Here is a 13,550-nt window from a genome sequence, read left to right as displayed (position 1 = left end):
ATGTTGTTGGGCGATCCCGGCTACGTGGCGCTGCGTTTCGCCGGTCGGCTGATCGAAATGTCGGCAGTCACTTTCGGCTTGGTGCTGGTCGCGGCTTATTTCCTGATCCGCTTGGCAATCAAGCTGGTCACCGCACGCCGCGTTTGGAAAACCGCGCAAGAGGCGCGTCGCCATGAGCGCGCTCGTCGCAGCTTTGCTCAGGGCATCCTGGAGTTGTCGGAAGGTAATTGGGAAACGGCAGAGACCACGCTGACCCGTCACGTGCGTGAAGCTGAGAATCCGGCCGCTCACTATTTGACTGCCGCCCGCGCCGCGGATCTACAAGGCTCCCCGCAGCGACGCGATGAATGGTTGGCTCGCGCGCTGGAGGTGTCCGGCGACCGCCGTGCTCCGGCGCTGATCATGCAAGCCGAAGTGCTGTTGAAGCACAAGCAACTGCAAGCTGCGCTGGCAACGCTCGAGCAACTCGAAGCGACCAACGAACAGAACGCACGCGGCCTGTTACTGCTCGCTCGCGTCTACCGACAGAACGGCGACTGGCAGAAACTGCAGGCGCTAGAGCCGCGACTACGCAGTACGCGAGGCATCAATGCCGCGATGATCGACGAGTCCGTCGCGCAGGTGCATCTGGATCGGCTCAAAGACGCCGGCAACAAGTGCGATCTGGACGAGTTGCGCGCCGCCTGGAAAGAAACCTCCAAGTCGCTGGCCAAGCATCCCGAAATCGTGGTCGCTTATGCGCGGGCGGCGATGGCCTGCGACGATCACGACGCTGCCGAAGCGGCGCTGCGTGACTGTATCAACAAGCAATGGAACGAATCGGCCGTGCTCGCGTATGGCGAGTTGGAAACCGATGAGCCGCTCAAGACCTTGGATCGCGCCGAAGCCTGGCTGCCTGAACACAGTGAAGATGCCGCGTTGTTATTCACCTGCGCCGAGCTGGCGACGCGCGCCGAGCTGTACGGCAAAGCTCGCAGCTTCCTCGAAACCAGCATCGCGATTCGTCCACGACTGGAAGCGTATCAACTGCTGGCAAGTCTCATGGAACAGCTCGGCGAGCGTGAGCGCTCAGTGAAGGCACTCAACGACGCGCTCGCATTCGCGGTGGGCCGGAAAACCAATCTGCCGAAAATTCGCGCACGCCGCTTTCAAGAGCGCAGACAGACCGATCGGCGGAGAAGCTAGAGCTTCCCATGTCCGTAGCCCGGCCCTATGCCCGCGTCACGCTGTTGCCGTCGCAGCAAATACTGACCGTTGAGCACGGCGAGACCATTCTCGACGCCGCGTTACGCACCGGCTTGAATCTTCCTCACAGCTGCAAAGGCGGACATTGCTCGTCGTGCCGCGCACGTATTCGCACCGGCACGGTGAGTTATCCGCTGGGCCGACCGCTCGGACTGATGGAAGATGAAGAACGCGACGGCTATGCCCTGCTCTGCCAGGCCCACGCCGCCAGCGACGAAATCAGCATCGAAGTACGGCAGATTCGCCCGCCCGTGCCGGAGATCGTGGTCAAGAGTCTGCCGTGCCGGATCGAGCGAACTCAGCGACTCACCTCGGACATCATGGCGGTGTTTCTGCGCGTGCCGGCCAGCGAATATTTTCATTTCGTGCCGGGCCAGTATCTGGACATCATGCTGCCGCAGAATCGGCGACGCAGTTTTTCGATTGCCAGCACCCCGGGCGATGGCAAGTTGCTCGAGCTGCACATCCGTCGCGTCTCCAGCGGCGAGTTCACGCAGCAGCTGTTCGACGGCACGTTGGAAAAGTCACTGCTGCGTATCGAAGGTCCGCTTGGACAGTTTTGGTTCCGTCGCGAATCGCCGCGACCGGCTTTGCTCATCGGCGGCGGCACCGGTTACGCACCGTTGCGCTCGATGTTGCACAGTCTGTTGGAAGTCGGCGACCGTCGGCAGCTGCATCTCTATTGGGGCGCGCAGACCGCCAGCGATCTCTACGAAGATGCCGAGATCAAAGCGCTGTGCGCGAAGTACCCCAATCTGCGCTACATCCCAGTGTTATCAGCACCGCGCGCCGAGGATCAGTGGCAAGGTCGAGTCGGCTTCGTGCATGCAGCGGCACTGGCTGACCATCCCGACCTGAAGCTGGTCGATGTCTATGCCAGCGGCCCGCCGGTGATGGTGGAAACCATTCGACACGAGTTCATGCATCGTGGTCTGCCGGCCGAGCAATTGTTTTTCGATTCATTCGATTACGCGCCCGACGCGCTGGCCAAGCTCGGCGCGACCTTCATACCGCCGCAGGACCTTTAGCACGCAACAGATCGGTGAGCGCCGCTTTCAATTCGGGAAAGCGAAATGCAAAGCCATGACTGAGCGCCTTGGTCGGCAACACTTGCTGCCCTTCCAATAGTAGCTGTGACATTTCACCCAGCGTGGTCCGCAACGTCGTCGCCGGCACGCGCAACGGAATCGAACGCCCGAACTGCTCAGCCAACAGCGCCGCAAACTCCCGCTGACGCACGGGATGCGGTGCTGTGACATTGATGCCGCCTCTCAGGTCGTCGTGCTTCATGCAGTACCAGAGCAGGCCGAGCACGTCGTCGACATGCACCCACGATTGCCACTGCTGACCGGAGCCGAGCACCACTCGCAAGTGCAGGCGAGCCGGACGAATCAACCCGGGGAAAGCACCGCCGTCCGCACCGAGCACGATACCGAAGCGCAGTCGACACACACGAACGCCGTACTGCTCGGCACCTTGCGCAGCCAACTCCCAAGCTTGGCAAAGATGCGATTGGAATATCGGTTGGCCGCGCGCCGCCTCGGTGATCTCTTCATCGCCACGCACACCGTAGTAACCTATAGCGGACGCATTGATGAGCACCGTCGGCTTGTGTTCTAGCCGCGCAATCATCTCAGTGATTTTGTTGGTGACCCGCAGACGACTATCGAGCAACTCGGCGCGACGAGCTTCAGTCCACGGCCGCGCGATGATGGGCGCGCCGGCGAGATTCACGACAGCATCGATGCGCTCGCCGAGCAGAATCTCATCCAGAGAAGTGACGATGCGGACGTCGGTACCGAGTATTTGCTTCGCGTTCTCGTAATCGCGCGTCAAAGCAATGACGCTGTCACCGTCGGCGAGCAGCCGCCGGCACACCTTGCGACCGATGAACCCAGTGGCACCGGTGACCAGCACCGCCCGCGCGCGCTCGTCCGGATCGCTCATGTAACGATCTTCGCCACCTTCGTACCCATGCGCATGAGCTTAAGTAAGGTCGGCCGGGGCATGCCGCGGACCTGGTCATACCAACCCGACACCTCTTCCAGAAACTCCAGCATGTCGCCGATCCGCTGCTTCACCTGTTCGGGGGTCTCGTGGTCCTTCTTGGCGTCGGCGGAGCACTCACGCAGCATCTGTAACGTGGGATCGATTTCACGCTTCTTGCGCCCGTCCATAATCATGGTGAGCACTTCCCAGATATCCTTGCGCGCTTGAAAGTAGTCCCGCCGGTCGCCCAGTTGATGCGTCACATTGACCAGATCCCAGGCTTGCAGCTCCTTGAGGCTGACGCTCACATTGGAGCGCGCCACATTGAGCGTTTCGGCAATCTCGTCCGCAATCAGCGGCGTCGGCGCCAGGAACAGCAAGGCATGGATTTGGGCCACCGACCGGCTCACCCCCCAGCGGCTGGCCATCTCGCCCCAATGGAGCACGCAACGATGCATGGTCGGAGTAAGCTTCATAGGTTAGACGCATCGGTAATTTCTGTAATTTCTGAAATTTAAATATGCACCGACGCCCTGTCAATAGTGACCCCGGCCAGCGGAGCCGCGCATGACTGCCCCCCGGCCCCATGTGTTGATTGCCGGCTGCGGCTATGTGGGTCAGCGGCTCGCCGCCCGGCTGCGCGAGCGCTTCGAAGTCACCGCTTTGGTTCGTTCCAACGACTCGGCCGCCGCGCTCGAGCGCCAGGGCCTGAAGAGCATCGTGATCGACTTGGATCGGGTGCGCGCCGGCGCCAGCATTCCTGAACGCCTGGATCAGGAGGCCATCGTGTACCTGGCGCCGCCGCCCGGGCAGGGCGAGAGCGATCTACGGCTCGACCGCTTCCTGCACCTGGCCTTCGTACCGCCCAAGACGTTTGTTTATATGAGCACCACCGGAGTGTACGGCGATGCCGATGGCGGCTTCGTCGATGAAAGCACACCGGTGCGACCGATGACCGACCGGGCCCGTCGCCGGGTCAGCGCCGAGGAGATGACCCGAGTGTGGTGTCACGAGCGGCGAGTTCGGCGCGTGGTACTGCGAGTCCCGGGGATTTACGGCCCGGGCCGGCTGCCGCTGGAACGACTGAAGAAGTCCGAGCCGGTGGTGCGGATCGAAGACGCCGGCATCAGCAATCGGATCCATGTCGACGACCTGGTGATGGCCTGCCAAGCGGGCATCGACAACCAGGAAGCGCGTGGCGTTTACAACGTCACCGACGGCAACTCCATCAGCTCGACCGAGTTCATCGACCTGGTCGCGCGGCTGACCGGCCTGCCCCCGCCGCCCCGCGTGTCCATGGAGGAAGCCCAGCTCACCTTCAGCCCCGAGCGGTTATCGTTTCTCAACGAGTCCCGCCGGGTCGGCAACGACCGCATGCTGAAACACCTGGGCGTGAAGCTGCGCTACACGGACATCGAAGCCGGCGTCCGCGCGAGCCTGCCCGGCGGCGCTTAACTACGGCTGGCTCTTTTTGCTATCCAGCCACTTGGTGATGGGCTTCCACTGTTCCCAATCCGGGCCGGCCAGGTATTCGGGCAGCTCGAAAATGCCCATGCCGCGCTGGTACGCCCGCAGATAGTTGGTCGACTGTCGCAGCTGGCCCAGGTAAGGCACTTTGAGCTTTTCCAGGTAATGATCCAGCTCATCGAACAGCAGCGTGTTCTCGCGGACTCGATTGGCCACCATGGCCAGCCGCGCCTGTTGACGCTGCACCTTGCCCAGCTCCAGCAGCTCTTCCATGAAGCGCGCCGAGGCTTTCATATCGATGGGTGAAGGCATCACGGGAATCAGGATGGTCTCGGCCCGGCGCACCAGCTCATTCATCTCCGAGCCGTGGGTTCGGGCCGGCGCGTCGATCACCAGTACCTCGGTGTCGCGAGCCACCCCTCGGATGCCCTCCTCGAACCCTTTGACGCCCGAAATCTTGGGCAGGTCCTCGGGCCGAACCGAGAGCCAGTCGAGGCTGGAACATTGGGGATCGTAGTCGGCCAGCGTCACCTTGTTGCCCTGGCCGGCAAAGTAACAAGCGATGTTGGTGGCCAACGTGCTCTTGCCACTACCACCCTTGGAGTTCATTACCATCACATGGCGCATGAAAGTCCTCGCTTCGCCGGAAAAGCAGGATCGTGACCCTGACTGATCAACCGGGCTGTGCTCGATTTCGCGTTGTTGTGAATGAGGCGTCGCTAAGTTAAAGGCCCGATTGGCAAATGTCACGGGGAGCAAACCGCAGTCGCGCCTCTTCGGCGGCCCTGCGCAGCGCCAGCCGATTGACGTATGCTTGGCGCATGCACCTGTCTTTCACCAAGATGCAGGGCCTGGGCAACGACTTCATCGTGTTCGATGCTCCGGCCGGCACCGACCTGCCCACTGCCGAAGTGTTCCGCCGCCTCGCCGATCGCCGCACCGGCATCGGTTTCGATCAAGCGCTGGTGCTGATGCCGGCTCCAGGCGACCAGTTCGATGTGTTCTATCGCATCTTCAATGCCGACGGTTCGGAGGTCGAACAGTGCGGTAACGGCGCGCGCTGTATCGCCAGCCTGGTGGCCCGCAAGCTGGGCAAAGCCCTGGTGCATATGGACAGCCCCGGCGGCCGGGTCAACGGCATGCTCCGGGACGACGGCCTGGTCTCGGTGGACATGGGCGTCCCCAACTTTTCACCCGCGGCGCTGCCGTTCGACGCCACCCGCGAAGCCGATGTGTACCCGCTGCGTGTCGGCGAAAAGGAACTACAAATCGGTGCCGTCTCGATGGGCAATCCGCACGCGGTCATGCAAGTGGCCTCGGTCAAGGACGCGCCCGTGGACACACTCGGGCCGGCCGTGGAAAATCATTCGCGCTTCGCCAAGCGCACCAACGTCGGCTTCATGGAAGTCGTCAGCCCGACGCACATCCGGCTTCGCGTGTTCGAACGCGGTGTCGGTGAAACGCAGGCCTGCGGCACCGGTGCGTGCGCGGCCGTCGCAGTGGGGCGACGTTGGGGACTGTTGCAAGAGGAAGTGCAGGTCGATGCGCCTGGCGGCCGCATGATCGTGCGCTGGCCGGGACCCGAACAGCCCTTGTGGCTGACGGGACCGGCGGTCACCGTTTTCGAAGGGACGGTGGATGTTTGAGCTTTGCGCAAACCAAGTAACGAATAAGGCAGTTGTATGAGCAAGCAACCGGTCCGCGGCGTCGATGTAGAAACCCCGACTCCGGCGGCGAGCAGCAAAGCGGCAGGCCCGACCCTGAACGAGGCCGAGATCGCCGATTACTTGCAAAACAATGCCGACTTTTTCGAACGCCATGCCACGCTGCTGACCAAACTGAAGCTGCCTCATGGCCGCGGCACCGCCACGGTGTCGCTGGTCGAGCGCCAGGTCTCGGCACTGCGTGACAAGAATCAGGGGTTGGAATCGCGGTTGCGCGAACTGATCGACGTGGCTCGCAGCAACGATGTGCTCGCCGCCAAGATCCATCGCCTCGCCTGCCGACTGGTTCGGGTACGCAATGCCTCGGCCTTCGTGGATGCGATGGAGACTTCGTTGCGCGAAGACTTCGGCGCCTCTGAATGGCTGCTGCTGTTGGCGCCCACTCGTTCGACGGGCTTTGCCAACATCGACAGCCGTCACCTGCGCCTGATCGATCCGGCCGCACCCGAGCTGAAGATGTTCGACACGCTGTTCGAATCGGCACGGCCTCGCTGCGGCCAGATTCGCGATAGCCAGCGTGACTTCCTGTTCGGCGCCGGCACCATCGAGATCGGTTCCGCGGCGCTGGTGCCGCTCGGTCGTGAGCTGGGCTTCGGCCTGCTCGCCATCGGCAGCCCGGACGCGCAACGCTTCCATCCCACCATGAGCACCGATTTCCTGGCTCGCATCGGCGATCTGGTGAGCGAGGCCGTCGCGGCTGCCTAGTCGCGACGCCTGCCTCCGGGCGAATGATCGATGCATGACTCGGCTCTCGCCCGGCTCCCCGACTTCTTCAAGTACCTGTCCGTGGAGCGGCGCATGTCGCCGCACACGGATTCCAACTATCGCCGCGATCTGAAACGCTTCGTCAGTCATTGCGATCGCAATAGCATCGCGGCTTGGGAGCGGGTCGACGGGCAACATGTGCGCTCCTTCGCCGCTACCGAACATCGACAAGGTGCGTCACCGCGCACGATCCAACGCCGGCTGAGCGCGATCCGAAGTTTTTATAACTACCTGTTGCGCGAAGGCGCGGTGAAGTTGAATCCCGCCGTCGACGTGCAGGCACCCAAAGCCAAGAAACGTTTGCCCGCGACCATCGATGTCGATCAGATGGCACGCTTGCTGAGCTTCCGCACCGACGAAGAACTGAGCGTGCGGGACAAAGCGATCATGGAATTGTTTTATTCCTCCGGCTTGCGCTTGTCCGAACTGGTCAGTCTCGACCTCGAAGACGTCGACTTGGCGGATCGCACCGTCCGCGTGCTCGGCAAAGGCAAGAAAATGCGCATCGTGCCCGTCGGCAAGTTTGCGGCCGAGGCCATCGTTCGCTGGCGGCAGGAACGCACCAAGCTCGCAGCGGTGGACAGCAACGCGTTGTTTGTCAGTATTCGCGGCGACCGCATCAGCCATCGTTCAGTACAGAAGCAAGTCGGGGAGTGGGCGAAGCGACAGGGACTCGGCGTGCACGTTCATCCGCACATGTTCCGTCATTCGTTCGCCTCGCACCTGCTGGAATCCAGCCATAACCTGCGCGGCGTGCAGGAACTGTTGGGCCACGCGAACATAGCAACCACTCAGATTTATACCCACCTTGATTTTCAGCACCTCGCCAAAATATACGACGCTGCCCACCCGCGCGCGCGCCGCAAGACTTGAAGTTGAGACATGAGCGAATCACCCCACGCAACTACCATCTTGTCCGTCCGCCGCAACGGCATCGTTTGTATCGGCGGTGACGGCCAGGTCTCGTTAGGGAACACCGTGATGAAAGGCAACGCCCGTAAGGTGCGGCGCCTGTACGACGGTAAAGTGCTGGCAGGGTTCGCCGGCGGCACCGCCGACGCGTTCACGCTGTTCGAGCGCTTCGAAGCCAAGCTGCAGCAATATGGCAACTTGACGCGTGCCGCCATCGAACTCGCCAAGGACTGGCGCAGCGATCGCAGCTTGCGTCGTTTGGAAGCCTTGCTGTGCGTCGCCGATACCAAAAGCTCGTTCATTATTTCCGGCAACGGCGACGTGATCGAGCCTGAAGACGATATCATGGCCATCGGTTCAGGCGGCCCGTTCGCCCAATCCGCCGCCCGCGCGTTGTTACAAAACACCGAGCTCGAGGCTCGCAGCATCGTCGAGAAGGCGTTGAACATCGCCGCCGACATTTGTATTTACACCAATCGCAATCTCACGATCGAAGAGTTGCAGTAACTCTTCCATCCCGCATGTCTGACCCTGTATGTCCATGACCCCGAGAGAAATCGTTCAAGAGCTCGACAAGCACATCGTCGGGCAAGGCGCAGCTAAACGCGCCGTCGCCATCGCGCTGCGCAATCGTTGGCGCCGCATGCAAGTCGCCGAAGGACTGCGCGCCGAGATCACACCGAAAAACATTTTGATGATCGGCCCGACCGGTGTCGGCAAAACCGAAATCGCTCGCCGCCTCGCTCGCCTGGCACGCGCGCCATTCATCAAAGTCGAAGCCACCAAGTTCACCGAGGTCGGTTACGTCGGCCGCGAAGTCGATTCCATCGTCAAGGACCTGATGGACGTCGCCGTCAAAATGACGCGCGAAGAAGAAATGGAAAAGGTTCGTCATCGCGCCATGGACGCGGCCGAGGAACGTGTGCTCGACGCACTCCTGCCGCGCCCCAAGTCACTGGGCTTCACTGCCGATCCCGAACCGAATCCCCGCGACGGCGAAACGCGCCAGAAATTCCGCAAGATGTTGCGTGAAGGCCAGCTCGACGATCGTGAGATCGAGATCGAAGTGCGCGCCCTGCCCGTGGGTGTAGAAATCATGGCACCGGCCGGCATGGAAGATCTCACTCAGCAACTGCAAGGCATGTTTTCGAATCTCGGCGGTTCGCGCACCAAGACTCGCAAGGTCAAAGTTCGCGATGCCTCCAAGCTGCTCACGGACGAAGAAGCCGCCAAGATGATCAACGAGGAAGAGTTGAAACTGCGGGCGCTACAGAACGCCGAGCAGAACGGCATCGTGTTCATCGACGAGATCGACAAGATCGCTCGTCGCCAGGAAACCCACGGCGCCGACGTATCCCGTGAAGGCGTACAACGCGACTTGTTGCCGCTGGTCGAAGGCAGCACCGTCAGCACCAAGCACGGCATGGTCAAGACCGACCACATTCTATTCATCGCGTCCGGCGCATTTCATATGTCCAAGCCGTCGGATCTGATTCCTGAATTGCAGGGCCGCTTCCCGATCCGCGTGGAACTGGATGCGCTCAAGGTCGAAGACTTCATTCGCATTCTCACCGAGCCGGACGCTTCGCTGTGCACGCAGTACAAAGCGCTGCTGGCAACCGAAGGCGTTACGCTCGATTTCAACGAGAGCGGCGTGCGTCGTCTGGCTGAAGTCGCGTATCAAGTGAACGAGCGCACCGAGAACATCGGCGCGAGGCGCTTGCACACGGTGTTGGAACGACTGCTGGAAACGTTGTCGTATGAAGCCGCCGACAAGAACGGCTTCAGCCTGATGGTGGATCAGCAGTATGTCGACAAACACCTGGGCGAGCTGGTCAAGGACGAAGACCTGACGCGCTACATTCTTTAACCCCATGCCACATCCCACCAACATCAAGTCCCGCACCAAGTCCCGCGTGCTGGAAGTGAGCTTCGACGACGGCTCGGTGTTCGAGCTGCCGTACGAATACCTGCGTGTGTTCTCGCCTTCCGCCGAGGTGCGTGGCCACGGGCCCGGCCAGGAACAGCTGCAGTTGGGCAAGCATGAAGTCGCGATCGCCCAGGTCGAGCCGGTGGGCCATTACGCCGTGAAGCTGGTGTTCGACGACGGCCACAACACCGGCCTCTACACCTGGGCCTACCTGTACGAGCTCGGGCGGGACCGCCCGCAGAAGTGGCAGAGTTACCTGGACCGCCTCAAGGAACTGGGCATCGCCTACCCCACGGTGTTGCCGAAAAAGCCGGCGATCTTTCGGCCGCGCTGAGTCAACGGAGCCGTAGGTGGCTCATGTTTGGTTTAGAATGCGTCGTCACACGCAGCGACGACCATGACCGCCAAGCCTTCCAACCCTCCGCCGTCTTCGACCACCGATTTCGGCTACCAGCAAGTGCCGGTAGCGGAAAAACAGGCGCGGGTGCGAGCGGTATTCGAATCGGTCGCAGGCAACTACGACCTGATGAACGACCTGATGTCGGCAGGCACGCACCGGCTGTGGAAGCGCTTCACGCTGTCGCAGACGGGCTTGCGACCCGGTCAGCGAGCGCTCGATGTGGCTGGCGGCACCGGCGACCTGTCAGCTGGCATGTGCAAGCAAGTCGGTGAGAATGGCTTGGTCGTCCTGACGGACATCAACGCCGCCATGCTAGCCGAAGGACGCGACGCGATGACCGATCGCGGCTTCGTCAATAACGTTCGTTTCTCGCTGGCGAATGCCGAGCGCCTGCCCTTCCCCGACAACAGTTTCGATTGCGTGACCATCGGCTTCGGCCTGCGCAACGTCACCGACAAGGCAGCGGCGCTGCGCTCCATGAAACGCGTGCTCAAGCCTGGCGGTCAGCTGATGATTCTGGAGTTCTCGCATCCGGTGGTCCCCGGCTTGAAACCGATTTACGACGCGTACTCGTTCTCGGTGTTGCCGTGGCTGGGCAAAGTCGTGGCCGGCGATGAGGCCAGCTATCGGTATCTGGCCGAATCCATTCGCAAGTTTCCGACGCAGCCGGCCTTGATCGAAATGATGCAGGCCGCGGGTTTGGAAAATTGCCGCTATCACAATCTCACCGGCGGCATCGTCGCTCTGCATCGCGGCTATCGGTTCTGATATGCGCCTGACGCCGCTCGAATCCGTGCTGAATCGAAACATCGCTGCGTCGTCCGCAGCGCGAGCTTTGTGCCGACGGTTGGATACGAAAGTGCTGGCACTGCATGTCGAAGGCATGCCGCTCAGCATCTACTTCAAATCCAATGGCGAGCAGATGTCGCTCGATACTCAGCACGACGGCACGCCCAGCGCCACGCTGTCGGGCACGCCGCTGTCGCTACTACGCATGGCTGGTCCTGCGCCCGAAACGGCGCTGCGAACCAGCTCCGTGCACATTCAGGGCGATGCTGAAGTCGCGCAGACGTTCAGCGAGCTGCTCAAGCAAGCGCGACCGGACTTGGAAGAAGAGTTGTCCCGAGTCATCGGCGATGTCGCAGCTCATCAAGTCGGCAACGCAGCTCGCTCGGCACTGGGCTTCGCACGGCGAGCGGCAAGCACGTTCGCCCAAAACGTTTCTGAATATCTCCAAGAAGAAGGGCGCGATGCACCGAGCCGCACCGAAGCCGACGAATTCGTCGCGGGCGTCGACAAGTTACGTGACGACGTGGATCGCTTCGAAGCCAAACTGGCTTTGCTCGAACGGCAGCGCGGTTGACGCATGCGCCTGAGAGTTATTTCGCGGCTGCTGCAGATTCAACGCGTCCTGGTGCGTCATCGCCTGGACGAGATCATCGTCGCCACGCACCTGTTCCGCCCGGTGCGGTTCGCGTTTTACCTGTCGCCCAACACTTGGTTCCGGCGCAAGGCGTCCTTGTCACGCGGCGAGCGTTTGCGACTCGCGCTGGAAGAGCTGGGACCGATCTTCATGAAGTTCGGGCAGACGTTGTCCACGCGTCGCGACTTGCTGCCGCGGGATATCGCTGACGAACTGGAGAAGCTGCAGGATCGCGTCCCGCCGTTTTCGAACGAGGCTGCGCGCGCCATCGTCGAAGCCGCTTACGAGCGACCAACCAGCGATGTGTTTGCCCGCTTCGACCCGGCTCCGTTGGCGGCGGCGACCATTGCTCAAGTTCACGGCGCGCAACTCAAGGACGGCAAAGAAGTCGTCGTGAAGATTGTACGGCCAGGCATTCGCAAGCTCATCGAGCGCGATGTCGAAGTGTTGTACGCGCTCGCCGACCTGGCCAATCGTTACTGGAGCGATGCGCCTCGCTTACGCCCGGTCGAGCTGGTTCGCGAGTATCAGAAGACCATTCTCGACGAACTGGATCTGAAGCGTGAAGCGGCCAATGCCGCACAGCTGAGACGCAACTTCGTCGGTTCGCGCTTGTTGTATGTGCCCGAGGTTTATTGGGACTACACACGCAGCAATGTGATGGTGATGGAGCGCGTGCAGGGCGTGCTGATCAACGACGTTGAAGAACTGCAGCGTCGCGGCGCGAACATTCAGCGCTTGGCCGAGAACGGCGTGGAAATCTTTTTCACGCAGGCGTTCCGTCATAATTTTTTCCATGCCGACATGCATCCCGGCAATATCTTTGTGTTGCTCGACAATCCCGAGCAGCCTCAGTACGCCGCGGTCGACTTCGGCATCGTCGGCACGCTGGCGCCACGCGATCAGCATTACCTGGCGGAGAACTTCCTGGCGTTCTTCGAGCACGACTATCGCCGGATCGCGCAGCTACATATCGATTCGGGCTGGATTCCGGCGCACGTTCGAGTCGATGAGTTGGAATCCGCGGTGCGCACCGTTTGCGAGCCTATTGCGAATAAGCCGCTGCGAGAGATTTCGTTCGGACAGGTGTTGATTAGCCTGTTCGAGGCTGCGCAGCGCTTCGATGCTCAGATGCAGCCGCAGCTCATGCTGATTCAGAAAACGCTGCTGCAGATTGAAGGCGTCGGTCGTCAGCTGTATCCCGATCTGGATCTATGGAAGACCGCTCAGCCCCTGTTGCGTCAGTGGGTCGCTGAGCGCTGGAGTTTGCGAGCGCTCGCTCGCGACGTTAAAAAACAGCTGCCGGATATGCTCCAGGCGTTGCACCAACTGCCGCCGCTCATCGAGAACACGATCCAACGCGCGTCGGATGGACGGCTTAGCGTGCCGGTCGAGAGTAAGGAGATCGAACGTCTTCAACAGACGATTCGCGAGGATGGCCGTCGGCGAGATGTCACGCTGGTGACGGCCATCGGAGCACTCAGCGGTGTGGTTTTGCTCGCCACCGGCGCCGGCCCGGAGTGGCTCGGCTACGGTTTGCTAGGAGCAAGCATCGTGGGCCTGCTCGCCCTCCGCAAATAACGCCGCCCTATTTTTGTTTTTTCTTCCGGCTGACGCCGGGCCCGGAGAGTCCATATTTCTCGCGCCCCGCCGGGCCGGCCGCAGGTCCTTAGGAAAAGCCTTGTTCCTAAGTCC

Annotated in this window: 15 protein-coding genes; 12 read left to right on the top strand and 3 right to left on the bottom strand. The window is 61.4% G+C overall.

The annotated features are described in order from the left end of the window. Both JNL55_RS00290 and JNL55_RS00285 read left to right on the top strand, forming a co-directional pair. On the top strand, positions 1–1,185 hold a 1,185-nt coding region (locus JNL55_RS00290), incomplete at its 5' end, for a heme biosynthesis HemY N-terminal domain-containing protein (RefSeq protein ID WP_293848109.1). 8 nt (positions 1,186–1,193) lie between these two features. Continuing rightward, the gene (locus JNL55_RS00285) at positions 1,194–2,273 is read left to right on the top strand and encodes a 2Fe-2S iron-sulfur cluster-binding protein (RefSeq protein WP_293848108.1); all 1,080 of its coding nucleotides are present in this window, start codon (positions 1,194–1,196) and stop codon (positions 2,271–2,273) included. On the opposite strand, the gene JNL55_RS00280 is transcribed toward JNL55_RS00285, so the two are convergent. Beyond that, a complete protein-coding gene (locus JNL55_RS00280; protein ID WP_293848106.1) occupies positions 2,251–3,192 on the bottom strand; it encodes a TIGR01777 family oxidoreductase in 942 nt (313 codons plus the stop codon). The genes JNL55_RS00285 and JNL55_RS00280 overlap by 23 nt on opposite strands. Then, positions 3,189–3,662 carry a GbsR/MarR family transcriptional regulator gene (locus JNL55_RS00275; RefSeq protein WP_293848104.1) on the bottom strand — a complete coding sequence of 158 codons (474 nt, stop codon included), beginning with the start codon at positions 3,660–3,662 and terminating at the stop codon, positions 3,189–3,191. The genes JNL55_RS00280 and JNL55_RS00275 overlap by 4 nt, the downstream gene beginning before the upstream one ends. 139 nt (positions 3,663–3,801) lie before the next feature. On the opposite strand from JNL55_RS00275, the gene JNL55_RS00270 reads away from it, so the two are divergent. After that, positions 3,802–4,689, top strand: a complete 888-nt coding sequence (locus JNL55_RS00270; RefSeq protein WP_293848102.1) for an SDR family oxidoreductase — start codon at positions 3,802–3,804, stop codon at positions 4,687–4,689. Here the strand turns inward: JNL55_RS00270 and JNL55_RS00265 are convergent, their stop codons facing one another. Beyond that, on the bottom strand, positions 4,690–5,328 hold the full coding sequence (locus JNL55_RS00265; protein WP_293848100.1) for an AAA family ATPase: 639 nt from the start codon (positions 5,326–5,328) through the stop codon (positions 4,690–4,692). A 194-nt stretch (positions 5,329–5,522) separates the two neighbouring features. Here JNL55_RS00265 and dapF point away from each other — a divergent pair, with 194 nt between their 5' ends. The 9 genes from dapF (at position 5,523) to ubiB (ending at position 13,436) form a co-directional block, all read left to right on the top strand. Then, positions 5,523–6,347: a diaminopimelate epimerase gene (gene dapF, locus JNL55_RS00260; RefSeq protein WP_322111003.1), complete on the top strand. Its 825-nt coding sequence runs from the start codon at positions 5,523–5,525 to the stop codon at positions 6,345–6,347. A gap of 36 nt (positions 6,348–6,383) precedes the next feature. Beyond that, positions 6,384–7,130, top strand: coding sequence for a DUF484 family protein (locus JNL55_RS00255; protein ID WP_293848099.1), 747 nt, complete (start codon positions 6,384–6,386; stop codon positions 7,128–7,130). A 30-nt stretch (positions 7,131–7,160) separates the two neighbouring features. Further along, positions 7,161–8,063, top strand: a complete 903-nt coding sequence (xerC, locus tag JNL55_RS00250) for a tyrosine recombinase XerC (RefSeq protein ID WP_293848098.1) — start codon at positions 7,161–7,163, stop codon at positions 8,061–8,063. Between the two features lie 9 nt (positions 8,064–8,072). Further along, positions 8,073–8,609 (top strand): ATP-dependent protease subunit HslV, encoded by a 537-nt coding sequence (gene hslV / locus JNL55_RS00245; protein WP_293848097.1) that lies wholly within the window; start codon positions 8,073–8,075, stop codon positions 8,607–8,609. Between the two features lie 34 nt (positions 8,610–8,643). After that, complete coding sequence (gene hslU / locus JNL55_RS00240) at positions 8,644–9,972, top strand: ATP-dependent protease ATPase subunit HslU (protein ID WP_293848095.1); 1,329 nt, start codon at positions 8,644–8,646, stop codon at positions 9,970–9,972. Between the two features lie 4 nt (positions 9,973–9,976). After that, on the top strand, positions 9,977–10,366 hold the full coding sequence (locus JNL55_RS00235; protein WP_293848093.1) for a DUF971 domain-containing protein: 390 nt from the start codon (positions 9,977–9,979) through the stop codon (positions 10,364–10,366). A 63-nt stretch (positions 10,367–10,429) separates the two neighbouring features. Beyond that, positions 10,430–11,200 (top strand): bifunctional demethylmenaquinone methyltransferase/2-methoxy-6-polyprenyl-1,4-benzoquinol methylase UbiE, encoded by a 771-nt coding sequence (gene ubiE / locus JNL55_RS00230; RefSeq protein WP_293848091.1) that lies wholly within the window; start codon positions 10,430–10,432, stop codon positions 11,198–11,200. 1 nt (position 11,201) lies between these two features. After that, positions 11,202–11,795 carry an SCP2 domain-containing protein gene (locus JNL55_RS00225; protein ID WP_293848089.1) on the top strand — a complete coding sequence of 198 codons (594 nt, stop codon included), beginning with the start codon at positions 11,202–11,204 and terminating at the stop codon, positions 11,793–11,795. A gap of 3 nt (positions 11,796–11,798) precedes the next feature. Then, complete coding sequence (gene ubiB / locus JNL55_RS00220; protein ID WP_293848087.1) at positions 11,799–13,436, top strand: ubiquinone biosynthesis regulatory protein kinase UbiB; 1,638 nt, start codon at positions 11,799–11,801, stop codon at positions 13,434–13,436. Positions 13,437–13,550 lie beyond the last annotated feature (114 nt).

Source organism: Steroidobacter sp. (assembly GCF_016790065.1).
Lineage (GTDB): Bacteria > Pseudomonadota > Gammaproteobacteria > Steroidobacterales > Steroidobacteraceae > Steroidobacter.
The sequence above is the reverse complement of the archived record's forward strand: the minus strand, read 5'-3'. Positions and strand labels throughout refer to the sequence as shown.